Annotated in this window: 15 protein-coding genes; 6 read left to right on the plus strand and 9 right to left on the minus strand. The window is 68.4% G+C overall.

Annotation, left to right across the window (positions count from 1 at the left end):
- Positions 1 to 38 precede the first annotated feature (38 nt).
- On the minus strand, positions 39 to 1049 hold the full coding sequence (locus ACFM35_RS09505; RefSeq protein WP_378841353.1) for a glycerophosphodiester phosphodiesterase family protein: 1011 nt from the start codon (positions 1047 to 1049) through the stop codon (positions 39 to 41).
- A 154-nt stretch (positions 1050 to 1203) separates the two neighbouring features.
- Between ACFM35_RS09505 and ACFM35_RS09510 the strand changes: the two genes are divergently transcribed.
- On the plus strand, positions 1204 to 2103 hold the full coding sequence (locus ACFM35_RS09510; protein WP_378841354.1) for a Bax inhibitor-1/YccA family protein: 900 nt from the start codon (positions 1204 to 1206) through the stop codon (positions 2101 to 2103).
- Between the two features lie 100 nt (positions 2104 to 2203).
- Positions 2204 to 3436 carry a non-homologous end-joining DNA ligase gene (ligD, locus tag ACFM35_RS09515; protein ID WP_378841356.1) on the plus strand — a complete coding sequence of 411 codons (1233 nt, stop codon included), beginning with the start codon at positions 2204 to 2206 and terminating at the stop codon, positions 3434 to 3436.
- Between the two features lie 8 nt (positions 3437 to 3444).
- On the opposite strand, the gene ACFM35_RS09520 is transcribed toward ligD, so the two are convergent.
- The 7 genes from ACFM35_RS09520 to guaB form a co-directional block, all read right to left on the minus strand.
- Complete coding sequence (locus tag ACFM35_RS09520; protein ID WP_378841358.1) at positions 3445 to 4851, minus strand: glycosyltransferase; 1407 nt, start codon at positions 4849 to 4851, stop codon at positions 3445 to 3447.
- Positions 4852 to 4892: 41 nt separating this feature from the next.
- Positions 4893 to 6476 (minus strand): glutamine-hydrolyzing GMP synthase, encoded by a 1584-nt coding sequence (gene guaA, locus ACFM35_RS09525; RefSeq protein WP_378841360.1) that lies wholly within the window; start codon positions 6474 to 6476, stop codon positions 4893 to 4895.
- The gene (locus ACFM35_RS09530) at positions 6473 to 6967 is read right to left on the minus strand and encodes a DUF3817 domain-containing protein (RefSeq protein ID WP_378841362.1); all 495 of its coding nucleotides are present in this window, start codon (positions 6965 to 6967) and stop codon (positions 6473 to 6475) included. Before ACFM35_RS09530 ends, guaA begins: the two co-directional genes overlap by 4 nt.
- Positions 6968 to 7026: 59 nt before the next feature.
- Positions 7027 to 7818: an SURF1 family protein gene (locus ACFM35_RS09535; protein WP_378841481.1), complete on the minus strand. Its 792-nt coding sequence runs from the start codon at positions 7816 to 7818 to the stop codon at positions 7027 to 7029.
- A 125-nt stretch (positions 7819 to 7943) separates the two neighbouring features.
- Entirely contained in the window at positions 7944 to 9062 is a 1119-nt protein-coding gene (locus ACFM35_RS09540) for a GuaB3 family IMP dehydrogenase-related protein (protein WP_378841483.1), read from the minus strand.
- A 274-nt stretch (positions 9063 to 9336) separates the two neighbouring features.
- Positions 9337 to 10188, minus strand: coding sequence for an endonuclease domain-containing protein (locus ACFM35_RS09545; RefSeq protein ID WP_378841364.1), 852 nt, complete (start codon positions 10186 to 10188; stop codon positions 9337 to 9339).
- A gap of 327 nt (positions 10189 to 10515) precedes the next feature.
- Entirely contained in the window at positions 10516 to 12018 is a 1503-nt protein-coding gene (gene guaB, locus ACFM35_RS09550) for an IMP dehydrogenase (protein ID WP_378841366.1), read from the minus strand.
- 357 nt (positions 12019 to 12375) lie between these two features.
- On the opposite strand from guaB, the gene ACFM35_RS09555 reads away from it, so the two are divergent.
- The 4 genes from ACFM35_RS09555 (at position 12376) to ACFM35_RS09570 (ending at position 16409) form a co-directional block, all read left to right on the plus strand.
- Positions 12376 to 13608 carry a branched-chain amino acid ABC transporter permease gene (locus tag ACFM35_RS09555; protein WP_378841368.1) on the plus strand — a complete coding sequence of 411 codons (1233 nt, stop codon included), beginning with the start codon at positions 12376 to 12378 and terminating at the stop codon, positions 13606 to 13608.
- 5 nt (positions 13609 to 13613) lie between these two features.
- Positions 13614 to 14591 carry a branched-chain amino acid ABC transporter permease gene (locus tag ACFM35_RS09560; protein WP_378841370.1) on the plus strand — a complete coding sequence of 326 codons (978 nt, stop codon included), beginning with the start codon at positions 13614 to 13616 and terminating at the stop codon, positions 14589 to 14591.
- A gap of 121 nt (positions 14592 to 14712) precedes the next feature.
- Entirely contained in the window at positions 14713 to 15609 is an 897-nt protein-coding gene (locus ACFM35_RS09565; protein ID WP_378841485.1) for an ABC transporter ATP-binding protein, read from the plus strand.
- Positions 15606 to 16409 (plus strand): ABC transporter ATP-binding protein, encoded by an 804-nt coding sequence (locus ACFM35_RS09570; protein ID WP_378841372.1) that lies wholly within the window; start codon positions 15606 to 15608, stop codon positions 16407 to 16409. Before ACFM35_RS09565 ends, ACFM35_RS09570 begins: the two co-directional genes overlap by 4 nt.
- Before the next feature lie 133 nt (positions 16410 to 16542).
- Here the strand turns inward: ACFM35_RS09570 and ACFM35_RS09575 are convergent, their stop codons facing one another.
- Positions 16543 to 17820 carry an ABC transporter substrate-binding protein gene (locus ACFM35_RS09575; protein ID WP_378841374.1) on the minus strand — a complete coding sequence of 426 codons (1278 nt, stop codon included), beginning with the start codon at positions 17818 to 17820 and terminating at the stop codon, positions 16543 to 16545.
- Between the last annotated feature and the right edge of the window lie 155 nt (positions 17821 to 17975).

A 17975-nucleotide genomic window follows, 5' to 3' on the forward strand; every position in this document is an offset into this window, starting at 1 on the left:
ACGGGCGTGGCTGCGTTCTTCACCGGCGTCGTCGCGCCTCATCCGCGGAAGAAATCGACCCCGAGATCGGCGTGATCGACGAAGACACCGTCGACCCCCGCATCCCGGATCACCGCCCACTCGCCCTCGTAGTCCCCGAACGCCCCCGGACCGCCTCGCGTCCGGAAGGGTCCGAGCAGGAAGCGATTCTCCGGCCGACAGGTCCAGGTGAACACGCTCAGACCACGCTCGTGCGCGTCCGCGACGACGGGTGAGGGGCCCGTCACCCGTCCCCTCCGATCCGGCGCCAGGATCATGCGCTTGTCGACACTGATCCCGTCCACCGCCCCGACGAGGAGATCGAGGCCGCGCGGCTCCGCGGTGGCGGCGTATGTCGGAGCGTCGGCGCCGAGTCGCATGACCAGATCGAACGGACGACCGGTCGCCTCCAGCAGATACACGTACGTACCAGGGATGCCGCGTCCCTTGAGCTCGGCGAGCACCGTCGGCTCGAACGACTCGATCGTGAGCGGCGGTGTGCCGTCCGCCCAGCCCGCGGCGCCCAGTTCAGCCGCCACCAGGTCGGCGACGTTCCAGCCCAGCGACGCGAAATAGGTGGCGTGCTTGATCTCGAGCACGACGCCCCTCGCGCGGGCGGCCCCCGGAGATGCGTCCCGCACGAGGTCGAGCACATCGCGCAGGCGCAGGATGGGCTGGGTGTCGTCGAAATCCGCGCTGCCGGGCCGCAGTGCGGGGAGGCGCTCCCGGCATCTCAGGGTCGAGAGCTCCTCCCAGGTGAAATCCTCCGCGAACCACCCCGACAGGCTCGTGCCGTCGACGGACTTCGTCGTGCGCCGACCGGCGAACTCGGCACGGGTGGCGACATCCGTCGTCCCGGAGATCTCGTTCTCGTGACGGACGACCAGCACGCCGTCCCTGCTCACGACGACGTCGGGCTCGACCGCGTCGACACCCATCGCGAGCGCCAGTTCGTAGGACGCGCGGGAGTGTTCGGGGCGATATCCCGGGGCGCCGCGGTGGCCGATCACGAGGGGGGATCGACGGGGCACGTGGCCAGGATATCGGCGGCCGTAGGCGACGCTCAGCGTCGCGCGGCGACCTCATGGCCCACTCACAGGACCATCTCCACTGCGCGCACGGCGGTCGGCTATCGTAGGGGTACAGCACGAGGCTGAGAAATCCCGACTTTGGAGTGTGAGAGCAATGGCCCTCAACAACCCCGCATTCAACAACCCGGCGTTCCAAGAGCCGCAGGCCGGTCAGCGCTTCCCCGGCGGCACCCGCACCGCGACGTCCGCCGCGCAGGCGCAGGCGACGGATGCCGCGGCCCACGCGCAGCTCGAGGGCGCCTTCGCCGCTCCTCCCGCCGGCGCGGTCGAGACCAACCGCATGACGGTCGAAGACACCGTCTTCAAGACCTTGGGCCTGTTCGCGATCCTGCTCGTCGGCGCCGTCGTCGGATGGATCTGGACCTTCGGCGGCCTCAACATCACCGAGGCCATCAACCCCACGCCGTGGATCATCGGCGCCCTCGTCGGCTTCGTGCTCTCGATGGTCGTCATCTTCACGTCGCGCAAGAAGATCCGCCCCGCGCTGATCTTCGCGTACGCCGCGTTCCAGGGTCTGTTCATCGGAGGGATCTCGGCGTTCTTCGAGGCCCTGTACGGCGGCATCGTCTTCCAGGCAACGCTCGGCACCCTCGTGGTCGTCGGCGTCACGCTCGCGCTCTTCGCGAGCGGCAAGATCCGCGCGTCGAAGAAGGCCACCAAGATCTTCCTCGTGGCCATGGTGGGCTACCTCGTCTTCTCGCTCGTGAACATCGGCCTCATGATCTTCAACGTCCCGATCGCCGGTGGCGCCTTCGGTCTGTCGAGCCAGCCCAGCTTCCTGTTCGGCATCCCGTGGGGTGTCCTCATCGGCGTCTTCGTGATCATCATGGCCGCGTACTCGCTGGTGCTCGACTTCGATCAGATCCAGCAGGGCGTGCGCAACGGCGCACCGCGCCAGTACGCGTGGCTCGGAGCCTTCGGCATCATGGTCACGGTCATCTGGCTCTATGTCGAGATCCTCCGCATCCTGGCCATCGCCCGCGGCAGCAACTGACCTCCGCCACACCAGAACGGCCGTCCGGTTCTCCGGGCGGCCGTTCTGCATGTCGCCGCCCGCCCGGCCCGACGTCCCCGCCCCGGGATACGGTGTACGCATGGCGGCCCGCAAAGAAGTGTTCCTCGATGTGGAGGGGCAGGAGGTGCGCGTCTCGAGCCCCGACAAGGTCGTCTTCCCCGAGCCGGGGCTGACCAAGCTCGACCTCGTGCAGTACTACCTGAGCGTGACCGAGGGAGCGCTCCGCGGAGCGGCCGGCCGGCCGATGGTCCTGAAGCGATTCGTCAAAGGCATCGGCGCCGAGGCGTTCTTCCAGAAGCGCGTCCCCGAGAACCACCCCGACTTCATCGACACCGCCACACTGCACTACGCGCGCGGCACCTCGGCCGAAGAGACGGTGATCCGGGATGCCGCGGGCCTGGCGTGGGTCATCAACCTCGGCTGCCTCGACCTCAACCCGCACCCCGTGCGCGCCGACGACCTCGATCATCCCGACGAGCTGCGGGTCGACCTCGATCCCATGCCGGGAGTGGAATGGTCGCAGATCGTCGACGTCGCGATGGTCGTCCGCGACGTGCTCGACGACCACGGGCTCGTCGGCTGGCCGAAGACGAGCGGCAGCCGTGGTCTGCACATCCTCGTGCGCATCGCCCCCGAATGGGACTTCCGGCAGGTGCGTCTCGCCGCTGAGACGCTCGCCCGTGAGGTCGAGAACCGCGCACCGGGCCTCGCCACCGCGCGGTGGTGGAAGGAGGAGCGCGGCGAGAGCGTGTTCGTGGACTTCAACCAGAACGCGAAAGACCGCACCGTGGCATCCGCGTATTCCATCCGACCCCTGCCCGACGCCCGCGTCTCGACGCCCCTGGCGTGGGACGAGGTGCGCGAACGGCGTCCTGACGAGTTCACCGTCCTCACCGTCCCCAGCCGGTTCGCCGACATCGGCGATCCGCACGAGGGCATCGACAGTGCCGTCGGAAGTCTCGACGGCCTGCTGGCGCTGGCCGACCAGCTCGGGCCCGCCGAGAAGCCGCCGAAGGGCGACGACGGCTCAGGGCGCCGGGTCTCCACCATGCCCCTGATCGAGGTCGCGCGCACCAAGACCAAACCCGAGGCGCTCGACGCGCTGGAGAAGTGGAAGTCCGGGCACGCCGAGGTCGCGGCGCTCCTGCACCCCGCCGACGTCATGCTGGACGGCATGCGCGGCTCGAGCTCCCTCTGGTATCGGGTGCGGGTGAACCTCCAGCACGTGCCCGACGAGCAGCGTCCGACCGATGAGCCACTGGTCGCGGACTACGATCCCTGGGCGGGCAGGGAGTGGCCCGGCCGGGACTGAGGCAGGGGTCAGCGGCGCGCCGGCCGAGAGAGGCTCTCTCGCACGACAGCCGCCAGGGCGTCCATCACCTCGTCGGGGGCGAGCCTGCGCGCAGACTCGAGAGCCTCGGCTGACAGGCGCTCCCGCTCTCCCGGGTCGCGCAGCACCGCGATGAGCGCCGCCGTGAGTGCCCGCTCGTCGCCGTCCGGCACGAGGATCCCCCCGCCGGCAGCGAGCGCTTCCCGCGGCCCGTACCGCACGTCGTAGGAGATGACCGGGCACCCGTGCGCGAGGGCTTCCCCGATCGACAGTCCCTGCCCCTCGAAGGCCGACGTCGACAGGAAGACGGACGCCTCGCTGAGCACGCCGCCCGGATCCGTCGTCGCGCCTCGCAGGGTCACGCTGCCCCCGAGGCCCCGCTCGTCGATGAGCTTCTGCAGGGCGCCACGTTCCGCGCCGTCGCCGTAGACGTCGAGCGTGGCATCGGGGTCGGCGGCGACGACACCCGCGAAGGCACGGATGGCGTGGTCGACGCGCTTGCCGCGCGCCAGGCGATTGAGCATGACGACGCGTCCGCGGACGCGGTCGGAGGAAGCGACGACGGATGCCGCGGCATCCACCGCCTGCGGAACCACGACGTGCACCTCTGACGCGCCGAACCGGTTCTGCACGTCCGCGCGCTGCGCGGCCGTCGGCCAGAGGACCGCGTCGAACCGATCGGCGACCTGCAGCCAGCGGGACCACAGGGCGTTCACCGTGGCGTCGGGGGTGAACGGCGGTTCGAGGTGCGTCGTGTGGATCGTGTGGACCAGGCGCGCGTCGGCGTCGTCCCACCCGACGAGCAGCTCGCCGAGCTGGCGGGATTCGCAGAGCACGACCACGGGTCGTCCGACGTCGCCGCCGCGGAGTCCCGCGACCACATGATCGAGCCACGCGCGGTACAGCGCACCGAACCCGTCCACGATGCCGGCGAGCGAGCCGTCGGCGCGGTGGACGGTCACCGGCGCCGAGCTGATGTGCCAGTCCGGATCCCCGACGATGACCGGGAGTCGGATCGCAGGTCTGCCCGCGGCATCCGGCACCTCGCGGTATTCGAGTGCGGGATCGGCGTCGCCGACGTGGGAGGCCTCGATCAGCCAGGGTGCGGCACCGCCGGACGCGCCGATCGCCTCGTCGAAGAGGTTGCGCATACGCGTGGGATCGAGCACGAGGTCGCGTCCGGCGAATGCCGCACGCTGCTGCGCGTGCTCGGCCGGGGTGCCGGGATCGACGGTCAGCAGCAGCGGGCCCGCGCCGTCATGGACACCGGCGCGCGCCATCTGCCGCGCGCGCGCCAGAGTGGCGAAGGTGTAGCCGCCATCACGGTCGGGGATCAGCCGACTCGAGAGGATGACGTACTCCGCCTCGGGGAACGGGTGGGGGTGCGACGTGCTCATACGCCTATCCTGCCCCGCGCCCGCCGCGCGCAGCAGTCAGCTCACTCCCACTCGATGGTTCCCGGCGGCTTGCTCGTCACGTCGAGCACCACGCGATTGACATCGCGCACCTCGTTCGTGATGCGGTTGGAGATGCGCGAGAGCACGTCGTACGGCAGGCGGGTCCAGTCGGCGGTCATCGCGTCTTCGGACGACACGGGGCGGAGCACGATCGGGTGCCCGTACGTGCGCCCGTCCCCCTGGACACCGACCGACCGGACGTCGGCCAGAAGCACCACGGGGCACTGCCAGATCGAGTCGTCGAGGCCGGCGCGGGTCAGTTCGTCGCGCGCGATGGCGTCGGCCTCACGCAGGATCTCGAGACGGTCAGCGGTGACCTCACCGACGATCCTGATGCCGAGACCGGGCCCCGGAAACGGCTGACGTCCGACGATCACCTCGGGGAGGCCCAGCTCGCGTCCGATGGCTCGCACCTCGTCTTTGAAGAGGGTGCGCAACGGCTCGACGAGCTCGAACTGGAGGTCTTCGGGCAGACCGCCCACGTTGTGGTGCGACTTGATATTGGCGGTGCCGCTGCCCCCGCCCGACTCCACGACGTCGGGATACAACGTGCCCTGCACGAGGAACCGGATGGGCTCGCCGTCGGCCGCCGCCTCGGCGACGAGCTGCTTCTCCGCCGCCTCGAACGATCGGATGAACTCCCGCCCGATGATCTTGCGCTTCTGCTCGGGGTCGCTCACACCGGCGAGCGCCGTCAGGAACTGCTCCCGGGCGTCCACCGTCACCAGCCGCACGCCCGTCGAGGCGACGTAGTCCTGCTCGACCTGTTCGCGTTCGTTCTTTCGCAGCAGTCCGTGGTCGACGAAGATGCAGACCAGCTGGTCGCCTACGGCCTCGTGCACGATCGCCGCCGCGACCGCCGAGTCGACGCCGCCCGACAGCCCGCAGATCACCCGGCTGTCGCCGACCTGCGCGCGGATCTTCGCGACCTGCTCAGCGATCACGTTACCGCTGTTCCAGTCCGCAGGAAGCCCCGCCGCTTTGTGCAGGAAGTTCTCGATCACACGCTGACCGTGGTCGGTGTGCTTGACCTCCGGATGCCACTGCACCCCGTACAGGCGACGCTCGTCGTTCGCGAACGCGGCGACGGGCGTCGCCGTCGTCGACGCGAGCACCGTGAAGCCGTCTGGAGCCTGCGAGACCTGGTCTCCGTGACTCATCCACACGTTCTGCTGCACGGGTTGGCCGCCGAGCAGCACTCCCCCGTCGCCGCTGAGCGCGGCATCCGTCGCCCCGTACTCGCGCAGCCCGGTGTTCGCGACCTCGCCGCCCAGGGTCTTCGCCATCACCTGGAAGCCGTAGCAGATGCCGAGGGTCGGAACACCGAGCTCGAAGACGCCGGGATCGAGCGAGGGGGCGCCGGGCTCGTAGACCGACGACGGGCCCCCGGAGAGGATGATGCCGACGGGATTCTTCTCCGCGATCTCAGCGGCCGTCGCGGTGTGCGGCACGAGCTCGCTGTAGACACCCGCCTCGCGCACGCGCCGCGCGATGAGCTGCGCGTACTGCGCTCCGAAGTCGACGACCAGCACCGGTCGCTGGTCGGTCTCGGTCTGTTCGGTCACCGGGTGTTCTCCGTCGGGATCGCGTCGGTCAGAGGGGGGCGTTGCGCAGCGGACGCGGCGCGCTCACGCTCTTCCAGGTAGTGCTTCACCTCTCGGGCGACGCGCACCTCCATGAAGAACGACAGCAGCGGCACGATGCCTCCGAGTGCGAGCAGCAGGAAGCGCATCAGCTTCCACCGCATCAGGCTCCAGACGCGGAAGCAGGCGAACAGGTATACGACGTAGAACCATCCGTGCGCGACGAGGATCGACATCGACACGTTGAGTCCGTCGCCGGTCGACTCCGTCCCGTTCGGCCCCTCGATGACGGGAGCGAACCACAGGAAGCCGCCCGATCCACCGAGGAAGAGCTCGTGGGCGAAGGCGTACTTGACGACCATCTCGGCAACCAGCAGGAGCAGCATGGTGCCGGTGATCAGCGACGCGATCTGGTAGAACTTCAGGGCACCTCGGATCGCCGGAAACGATGCGAGTTTCGGGGATGCGGGCATGAGTCGAGTCTACCCGCGGCCGTTCCGGGCGTCGTCCGACCCGAGTCGTCGCGCGACGCCTACGCTTCGCCCGCGTCGGCGTCCTCGAGGTCTTCGACTTCCTTCTCCCAGGCATCGCGTGCCAGGCGGTACCAGAGGTAGAAGGCGAAGCCGGCGAACACCGCCCACTCGATGGCGTAGAAGATGTTGAGCCAGTTGACCGACGATCCCTCGTTCGGCGCCGGCGAGGCGATGTTTTCGAGCGAGCCGGGGGCGACCTCCGCGGCGAGGTACGGGCGGTAGACGTCGAGATCCTGCACGTCGTGCCATCGGCTGAGCAGGGCCGCCGGCGACATCCGTGTCATCGTGAGCGGATCGGCACCCCGCGGGGGCGTCGCGGGACCTTCGTCCGAGATGATGCGGCCGGTCACCTCGACCTGCGCATCCTCACCGTAATCGAGGCGCGACTGCAGCTCCTCCGCCGCGGCGAGCGCTCGGGCCTCGGAGGGCGCCCACCCGATCGCGACGGCGAGCGACGTGGGCTGGGTCGTGTCTCCGATCGTTCCGGGGGTGATGCGAAGCTGCCCGGTCACCCAGTACCCCTCGACGTCGTCGTTGAAGCGCGAGGCGACGACGAGGAAATCGTCCGACACCCACGTACCTGAGGCCGTGACGCGCTGTCCGACGAGCGGCCCATCGAGGTAATCGCCCGGGGCGACGACATCGGCGATCGGCTGCACCTGCTCGGTCGCACCGGGCTCGGTGGTGGGGGTGGTGATGGCCCGGCCGAGCTGCCACTGCCCCAGCCACGCGAACACCCCGGCGATCACCAGGCACAGCAGAAGCATGGCGATCCACCGGGGGCGCAGCATCACTTCACGCAGGGTGGGCGGGAAGATCACCGGAGCGGCGAATGCCGCGGCATCCGCCTGTCCTTTCCTGCCGGTCGCGGAACCCGTCGAGGCTGCGTCGCCCGAGCCGGTCTGCGGGTCGGGGGTCATCCCCGGCTGTACGGGGCGACGACGACCTCGACCCGCTGGAATTCCTTGAGGTCGGAGTATCCGGTCGTCGCCATCGACTTCCTCAGCGCGCCGATCAGGTTCGCGGTGCCGTCCGCCACGGGGGCGGGACCGTACAGGACCGACTCGAGGTCGGTGACCTGGTCGACCTTCACGCGGTGACCGCGCGGCAGCTTGGGGTGGTGGGACTCCGGTCCCCAGTGGTAGCCCAGGCCGGGCGCATCCGTCGCCCGCGCCAGCGCCACGCCGAGCATGACCGCGTCGGCTCCCATCGCGAGCGCCTTGACGATGTCGCCGGACGTTCCCACGCCGCCGTCGGCGATGACGTGCACGTAGCGTCCGCCCGATTCGTCGAGGTAGTCGCGGCGAGCACCGGCGACGTCGGCGACGGCCGTGGCCATCGGCGCGTGCAATCCCAGCGTGACGCGGGTGGTGGAGGCTGCTCCCCCGCCGAAGCCGACGAGCACGCCCGCCGCGCCGGTGCGCATGAGGTGCAGTGCGGCCGTGTACGTCGCCGCGCCGCCCACGATGACGGGCACATCGAGGTCGTAGATGAACTTCTTGAGGTTCAGCGGCTGCAGTGCCGACGAGACGTGCTCGGCCGACACCGTGGTGCCGCGGATGACGAAGATGTCGACGCCGGCCGCGACGACCGTCTCGTACAGCTCCTGGGTGCGCTGCGGGGTGAGGGAGCCTGCGACTGCCACGCCGGCCTCGCGGATCTCGGCGAGGCGGGCGGTGACCAGCTCGGGCTTGATCGGCTCGGAGTAGAGCTCCTGCATCCGCAGGGTCGCGCGGGTGGTATCGAGCGAGGCGATCTCGGCCAGGAGCGGCTCGGGGTCGTCGTAGCGCGTCCACAGGCCCTCGAGGTCGAGCACGCCGAGCCCGCCCAGCTGCCCGAGCATGATGGCCGTGCGCGGGCTGACGACCGAGTCCATCGGCGCCCCGAGCACGGGGATCGCGAACTGGTAGGCGTCGATCGTCCACGCGGTCGAGACGTCCTCCGGGTTGCGGGTGCGCCGCGAGGGCACCACCGCGATGTCGTCGAAGGTGTAGGCGCGTCGTGCACGCTTGGCGCGCCCCAGTTCGATCTCCATGCTCACCGTGCCAGCCTACCCGGCGGTGTCGACGACCGGAGGGACGGATGCCTCGGCCGCATCATCCGTCGGCACATCCGCCGCGCAACGCTGAGCGCGTGACGACGTTCGCAGATGGGCGTGAACATCACAGACTTTCGCCGACCATCTGCGAAGTACGCGCCGATCTGCGCACTTCGTGTGGGTCCCGTGCCCCTGACGACGATGAGCGGGCGGACCGGAGAAGCGGATGCCTCGGCCGCATCATCCGCCCGGCACACACCTCCGCCTGAGCTCAGCGCGATGCGTGGAGGCGTGCCGCCACCGCACGCCGGACGACTGCCTCCACAGCCGGCCAGTTGTGCACGATCTGCGCGTAGCTGAATCGGAGGACCGTGTAGCCCCGGAGGCGGAGTTCCGCGTCATGCGCGATGTCCTTCGCGCGTTGCGCGGACGATGAGTGGAACTCGTAGCCGTCGATCTGGATGACCAGCCGTTCACCCACGAGGACGTCGACCGGTCGGCGTGCGATGACGACCTGCTGACGAATGCGCAGTCCCGTTCTCCGCAGCGGGATCACAACGAGCATCTCCAACCCGGAATCGGCGAGGCCCTGCACGTCTTCAGCGAGCGAGCGCGCCGCGAGGGTGCGCCACGGGATGGTCCGTATCGCGTCGACGTGCAGCTTCTCCACGCGAATCGCCGACTCCCACACGGCGAGTGCCGCGTCGTACGGAAGACATTGCGCGATGTGCGACAACGCGTCCTCCACCGAGGAGAGCAGGCCAGGAGTCGGTATCGGAGCGAGAGGAATGGTCCAGTGACGGTGGACCGGCTCGGTGCTGTCGTGCCCGCTCGATCCCGATCCGGGCAGCACGTGCAGGTGGGTCCGATGCTCGACGTCCTCCGGCATCCACCATTGCCGGCGCCGCGCCAGCGAGATGCACCCGACCCTGCCACCCGCACGTGCTGCGAGGACGAGGTCAGCAGGCGCCTCGGGCAGCGCGATCCAGGCGCGACGAAGAACCGCGACCCCCGCCATCCGCATGACTGCGCGCACAGCCGCGAGCGAGTGCCCCGCGCGCACGGCATCGTGGCGATGCGCGATCCCGCCCCGACCTCGGATCCAGTCGCGGACGTCGCTCATGCATCGAGGGTCGTCCACGGCGCCCGTTCATGTCGCGAAGGGCGACGACACGGGCGAAGTGCGCGGGGCCCCGAGCGCTGTGGAGGAACGGATGCTGCGCCCGGGCCGGCGCCGTGTCCTCAGCCTGCTCGACCGAGCCAGGATCACAGATCGGCACGTACTCGCGGGTCAGGCACCGAAGTCTGTGAGATTCGCGCCGGTCTGCGAAGTTCGTGAACGCAAATGGTCGGCGGGATGCCGGTAGGGGCCGCAGGATGCGGGGAGGGAGGGCACGAGCATCTCGGGCCCTCGGCCGTCGCGGCGGCGCGAGGAGGCGACCCGGAACCGCTACCGCTTGTAGTTGGGCGCCTCGACCACGATCTGCACGTCGTGCGGGTGCGATTCCTTGAGACCCGCCGCCGTGATGCGCACGAACCGCCCCTTGACCTTCAGCTCGTCGATCGTGCGGGCGCCGACGTAGAACATCGACTGCCGGAGGCCGCCGACGAGCTGGTAGGCGACCGCCGACACCGGCCCACGGTAGGCGACCTGGCCCTCGATGCCCTCGGGGATGAGCTTGTCGTCACTCGGGACGTCGGCCTGGAAGTACCGGTCCTTCGAGTAGGAGGTCTTCTTTCCTCGCGTCTGCAGGGCCCCGAGCGACCCCATGCCGCGGTACTGCTTGAACTGCTTCCCGCCCTGGAAGACGATCTCACCGGGCGACTCGTCCGTGCCGGCGAGGAGCGAGCCGAGCATGACCGTGTCGGCCCCGGCGACGAGCGCCTTGGCGATGTCGCCGGAGTACTGCAGACCACCGTCGGCGATCACGGGGATGCCGGCTTCACGCGTCGCCTGGTAGGCCTCCCAGATCGCGGTGACCTGTGGCACGCCGACGCCCGCGACGATGCGCGTCGTGCAGATCGAACCCGGACCGACGCCGACCTTGACGGCGTCCACGCCCGCATCGACGAGCGCCTGCGCGCCCTCGCGGGTCGCGACGTTGCCGCCGATGATGTCGATGTGCGCGAACGTGGGGTCGCCCTTGAGACGGGTGACCATGTCGATCACGCCGGCCGACTGGCCGTTGGCGGTGTCGACCACCAGGACGTCGACGCCCGCGTCGCGCAGCGCCTCGGCGCGCTCCCACGCGTCGCCGAAGAAGCCGATGGCTGCGCCGACGCGCAGACGGCCCTGGTCGTCCTTGGTCGCGAGCGGGTACTTCTCGCTCTTGTCGAAGTCCTTGATCGTGATGAGGCCGGCGAGCTTGCCCTCGTCGTCGATGAGCGGGAGCTTCTCGACGCGGTGCTTCGCGAAAGTGGCGATCACGTCGTTCGCGTTGATGCCGACGGGACCGGTGATGAGCCCCTCCGTCGTCATGACGTCCTTCACGAGGGTGGTCTGGCGCTCGAAACCCGAGACGAACCGCATGTCGCGGTTGGTGATGATCCCCACGAGCACGCCGTCGGGGTCGACGACGGGGAGACCCGAGATGCGATACGTCGCGCACAGGGTGTCGACCTCGTCGATCGTGGCATCCGGTGTCGTGGTGATCGGGTCGGTGATCATGCCGGACTCGCTGCGCTTCACACGGTCGACCTGCGCGGCCTGATCCTCGATCGACAGATTGCGATGCAGGATGCCGAGGCCACCCTCGCGCGCGATGGCGATGGCCATTCGCGACTCGGTCACGGTGTCCATCGCCGCGGCCAGCAGCGGGGTGGCGACCGTGATGCGGCGGGTCACCCGTGACGACGTGTCGGCCTCGCTGGGGATGACGTCGGTGTGACCGGGGAGGAGAAGGACATCGTCGTACGTCAGTCCGACGAAGCCGAAGGGATCGTGCTGCTCCATGTGGGTTCTCCTGCGCGCGCGGCGCCTTGCTCGAGTGGACGACGACGGCCGGTGCGGTCGCCCGCTCCGATACAGATTCTAAGGCGCGCGGCCCCGGATTCATTCCGTGCGAGGGAGCTCGAGGGGGCCGTGCGCTCCTTCCGCGACGCGCCGCGCGGAATCACAAGAGTGTTGTAGGCGAAACAAGTTGGACACATTACGCTCGTACCGTCGTGATCGGCGCTGCCGCGACCCGAAGCTCGGTGCGCGGACGGCGGACTGGGAGGTTTCGTGAGTCCTTCGACTACACGCGTTCGGCGGGTCCAACCATGGTTGGTCGCGCTGTTCGGCGCGCTGCTCGCCGCAGCGATGATGTTCATGAGCGCCCCCGGCGCGTACGCCGCGGCGCCGGACACACCGGGCGGCGACCAGGAGGCGACGGACTACTACTTCGGCGGCGTCATCACCTTCGACGAGAAGGGCGTGCCCGACGTCACGCTGACCATCTCCGGCGGCGGGTTCGAGGCGAAGACCGTCACCGACACGGACGGTCGCTGGCGTCTGTACGTCCCCGAGAAGGAGACCTACACGCTGACGGTCGACGAGTCGACGCTGCCCGACGGCGTGATCGTCGACGGGGATTCCGCCTCGCAGGAGGTGGAGTTCGGCCTGACCGGGTCGAAGATCGTCAATCTCTTCCTCGGTGAGGGGGAGCGCGTCACGCAATCCTTCGTCGATCAACTGGCAGTGCGTCTCATCAACGGCCTCAACTTCGGTCTGCTCCTCGCCCTGGCGGCGATGGGGGCGTCGCTCATCTACGGCACCACGGGGCTCTCGAACTTCGCGCACGGCGAGATGGTGACCTTCGGCGCGCTGAGTGCGCTCGTGCTCACCTCGTTCTGGGCCATGCCCTTCTGGCTGGGGATCATCATCGCCGTGATCTTGGGCGGTGTGCTGGGGCTGGCGCTCGACGCGGGCCTGTGGCGACCACTCCGGCGACGAGGCATCGGCGTCGTCCAGCTGATGATCGTCAGCATCGGCCTGTCCCTGGCCCTGCGGTACCTCTACCAGTTCTTCGTCGGAGGCAAGACCTATCAGCTGCCCGGCGCGAGCCCCGCGCCGATCCAGTTCGGCCCGATCTCGCTGTCCTACATCGACCTGGTGAGCATGGGCGTGAGCATCGTCGTCATCCTCGGCGTCGCCTACTTCCTGCTGCGCACACGGGTGGGCAAGGCGACGCGTGCCATCTCGGACAATCCTCAGCTGGCCTCGGCATCCGGAATCAACGTCGATCGCGTCGTGCGCATCGTCTGGGTGCTCGCCGGCATCCTCGCCGGGCTCTCGGGCATCCTCTGGGCTTACTTCCGCCCCGGCGTGAAGTGGGACATGGGCACGCAGATGCTGCTGCTCATCTTCGCGGCGATCACCCTCGGCGGGCTGGGAACGGCATTCGGCGCTCTTCTCGGATCCCTCATCGTCGGCATCGTCGTGGAGACCTCGACGCTGTTCATTCCCTCCGACCTGAAGTACGCCGGCGCGCTCGTCGTGCTGATTCTGATTCTGCTCGTCAGACCACAGGGTCTGCTGGGCCGTAGAGAGAGATTAGGTTAGCGGCCATGGATTGGGGATCAATTCTCTCGAACACGCTCGGCTATCTGCTGAGCCCCGTGACGATCGCCTACGCGCTCGCTGCGACCGGCCTCGCCGTGCACTTCGGCTATGCCGGGCTGCTCAACTTCGGTATGGCGGGCTTCATGGCCCTCGGCGGCTACGGCTACGCCATCTCGGTGCTGAGCTTCGGCTGGCCCTGGTGGCTCGGCATGATCATCGGACTGATCCTGGCCGCGTTGTTCGCGATCATCCTGGGAATCCCGACGCTGAGGCTGCGCGCCGACTACCTCGCGATCGTGACGATCGCCGCGGCCGAGATCGTGCGTCTGCTCTTCACGACGCAGGTCTTCGACAAGTGGACCAACTCCGCCGACGGCCTCGGCGGCTACCACGCCGGTTTCCGCGCCGCCAACCCGTTCCCCCCGGGCACGTACGGCTTCGGCCCGTGGGAGTCCAACGAGACGGTGCTGTGGACGCGGGTGTTCGGACTGGGGATGCTGGTGATCGCCGTCCTGCTGGTCTGGTCGCTCATGCGCAGCCCGTGGGGTCGCGTCCTGAAGGGCATCCGCGAAGACGAGGACGCCGTCCGCTCGCTCGGCAAGAACGTGTTCGCGTACAAGATGCAAGCCCTCGTCGTGGGTGGCGTCATCGGCGCGATGGGTGGAATCGTCTACGTCCTCCCCTCCGCGGTCGTCCCCTCCAGCTACACGACGTCGCTGACGTTCTTCATCTGGACCATCCTGCTGCTCGGCGGCGCCGCGACGATCCTCGGACCGTCGCTCGGGGCGATCATCTTCTGGATGGTGCTCGCGCTGCTCGGCAACCTGCTGCCGCAGCTGGCCAGTGAGGGCATCCTGCCCATGACCGACATCCAGGCCGGTACGCTGCGCTACATCCTCGTCGGCGTCGCCCTGATGCTGCTCGTGATCTTCCGCCCGCAGGGAATCCTCGGCGACAAGAGGGAGATGACCTTTGTCAAGTAACCCAGATGGCGAGGAATGGGTCGACCCCGTACCCACCTCGACCGCCAGCATCCGCCGACCGAAGACCACCGGCCTGACCAAGGGGACACCCGCTCCGGGGGTCGCGAAAGTCGACCCGATCATGGTCGTCGACAACGTGACGCGTCGATTCGGCGGCCTCACGGCGGTCGACGTCGAGCACCTCGAGATCCCGCGCGGCGCGATCACCGCGCTCATCGGACCCAACGGCGCCGGCAAGACGACGCTGTTCAATCTGCTCTGCGGATTCGACAAGCCCAACACCGGGACGTGGTCCTTCGACGGCACGACCCTCTCGGGCATCCCCGCCTTCAAGGTGGCGCGCATGGGCCAGGTGCGCACCTTCCAGCTCACGAAGGCGCTGTCGCTCCTGACCGTCCTGGAGAACATGAAGCTCGGCGCCACCGGCCAGCGGGGCGAGCGGTTCTGGACGAGCTTCATCCCCGCCTTCTGGCGTGCGCAGGACACCGACATCGAAGACAAGGCCCGCGACCTGCTCCGTCGGTTCAAGCTCGACGCGAAGGAGGCCGACTTCGCGGCCTCGCTGTCCGGCGGTCAGCGGAAGCTGCTCGAGATGGCTCGTGCACTGATGAGCGATCCCACCCTGGTGATGCTCGACGAGCCCATGGCGGGTGTCAACCCCGCCCTGACGCAATCGCTCCTCGACCACATCCTCGACCTCAAGGGACTCGGGATGACGGTCCTGTTCGTCGAGCACGACATGCACATGGTGCGCCACATCGCCGACTGGGTGGTCGTGATGGCCGAGGGACGCGTCGTCGCCGAGGGCCCGCCCGACATGGTGATGCAGGAGAAGGCCGTCATCGACGCCTACCTGGGCAGTCACCAGGACGTCGACCTCGGCATCATCACGGGACGCCATGAGGGCGTCGTCGACGCCGAGGCACAGCAACTGCTCGCCGAGATCCAGGAGGCCGAGCGCGAGTCCATCGCCGAGGCCGGTGGCAGCACGAACGCGAAGCAGGAAGAGGCGAAATGAGCGAGTCCGCCCCCCGATCGGGAGCACCCGCCGAGGTCGACCACGCGGGCGTGCGCTCCGTGGCCAAGACGGACGACGTCGTCGTCGAGGTGAAAGACCTCGTCGCCGGCTACCTGCCCGGCGTCAACATCCTGAACAACACGAATCTCATCGCCCGCCAGGGTGAGCTCATCGGCATCATCGGCCCGAACGGTGCCGGCAAGTCGACGCTCCTCAAGGCGATCTTCGGACTGGTGAAGGTGCGGGGCGGTGACATCACCGTGAAGGGCGAGAGCATCGTGGGCCTCAAGGCCGACAAGCTCGTGAAGCGCGGTGTCGCATTCGTGCCTCAGACCAACAACGTCTTCCCCTCGCTCTCGATCGAGGAGAACCTGCAGATGGGGCTCTACCAGAACCCCAAGATCTACACCGAGCGTCTGGAGTTCGTCACCGGCATCTTCGCCGAGCTGGGCAAGCGTCTCAAGCAGCGCGCGGGATCGCTCTCGGGCGGCGAGCGTCAGATGGTGGCGATGTCGCGCGCACTCATGATGGATCCGTCCGTGCTGCTGCTCGACGAGCCGTCGGCGGGCCTCTCCCCCGTGCGCCAGGACGATGCGTTCATCCGCGTCTCCGACATCAACAAGGCCGGCGTGACGACGATCATGGTCGAGCAGAACGCCCGCCGCTGTCTGCAGATCTGCGACCGGGGCTACGTCCTGGACCAGGGTCGCGACGCGTACCACGGCACCGGTCGTGAGCTCCTCAACGATCCCAAGGTCATCGGCCTGTACCTGGGCACCCTCGGCGCCGAGGACGAGTAGGTCCACGACGAAAAAGGAGGAGCGGATGCCGAGGCATCCGCTCCTCCTTTTCGTCGGCTCTCGACGTCGGTCGAGGACGGGCTACGCAGAAGGGCCCCGGATCGCTCCGGGGCCCTTCGTCATGCGGTTGCGCTCAGTTGATGCGCGTGTGCGTGTTGTCGGCACCGTACTGGAAGACACCGATCGTGGCCTCCGTCGGGTCGCCCGCGTCGTCGAACGCCACTCCGCCGGAGTATCCGTCGTAGTCGGGCACGTTGCCGGCGTTGATGATCGCGGCGCAGTCGGCGAAGTTCTCGCACTTCTCGCCGTCACCGGTTCCACCCGAGACTTCCTGCAGCTTGCCGGCGATGTCGGCGGCATCGGTCGACCCGGCCGACAGCGAAGCCAGTGCGAGGAGCACGACCGCGTCGTAGGACTCGGCTGCGTAGGAGAAGTCCTCCAGCGCGGCGTTGCCCTCAGCCGTCCAGGCGGTGTTCAGTCGCTCCTGGAAGTCGTCCGAGAGTACCGGGCCGGGCGTGGTGCCCTTCGCGCCCTCGAGGCTGACGCTGACGTCTGCACCCCACTGCTTGAGGTTGCCGTCGACGAGGTAGAAGTTCGCGGCATCCTCACCCGCGTTGACCAGCAGCGGCGCGATGGTCGCGAACTGGTCGAACGTGATCAGGACGATCGCGTCGGGCTTCGCCGCAGCGATCGTCGCCACCTGGGCGTCGAAGGATGCGTCGCCGTCGTTGTAGGAGGCCTCGGCCACGACGGTGCCGCCGGTGGACTCGAAGACGTCCTTCACGACGCCGTACAGACCGGTGCCGTAAGCGTCGTTCTGGTAGATGATGCCGATGTTCTTGTGACCGTCCTCGGCGACCAGGTTGCCGAGCACCTCGCCCTGGAGCAAGTCGCTGGGAGCCGTGCGCCAGTACAGGTTGTCGTCATCCCACGTCGTGAAGTCGGGCGACGTGTTGGCCGGCGAGAACGTGATGATGCCCTCGCTGACGTTGCTGTCGAGGAAGAGCTTGGTGACGCCCGACGAGGCGGCACCGATCATGGCCGAGACGCCTTCGCTCTGCAGCTTCGGGACGGTGGTCTCGAACGCCTTGTTGTCGGCATCGCCCGAGTCGCCGAAGGTGGCGTCGATGGTGACGCCGGCTGCGGCCTCGTTGACCTCGTTGATGGCCAACTGCACGCCGGCCTCTTCGGGCGGGCCGAGGAATGCGAGGCTGCCGGTCTGCGGCAGGACGGTGCCGATCTTCAGGGTGAGGTCCTCCGCGGGTGCTCCTCCGGACGAGGAGGGCTCGGCGGCGGTGCCTCCGCCCGCGCATCCTGCCAGAACGAGGGCGCTGACGCCGGCGATGGCGAGACCGCCGATCACCGCTCGGACGCGGGATCGGGAGGCGTTACCTCGGGTAAAAACGCTCATGGTGCTCCTTGCTGTGTAGAAACGCGGGCAGACTTATGCGTTTGCCCAGTGTCCCCAACCTAACCGCGGTACGGTCTCGGCGATGTTGCCGTTCGTTAACGGTTTGTAACGCCGTCAAATCGTTATGAGGCCTGGGTCCGCGGCATCCGGAAGCC

It is taken from the genome of Microbacterium songi, from assembly GCF_042747925.1.
Classification (GTDB): Bacteria; Actinomycetota; Actinomycetes; order Actinomycetales; family Microbacteriaceae; genus Microbacterium.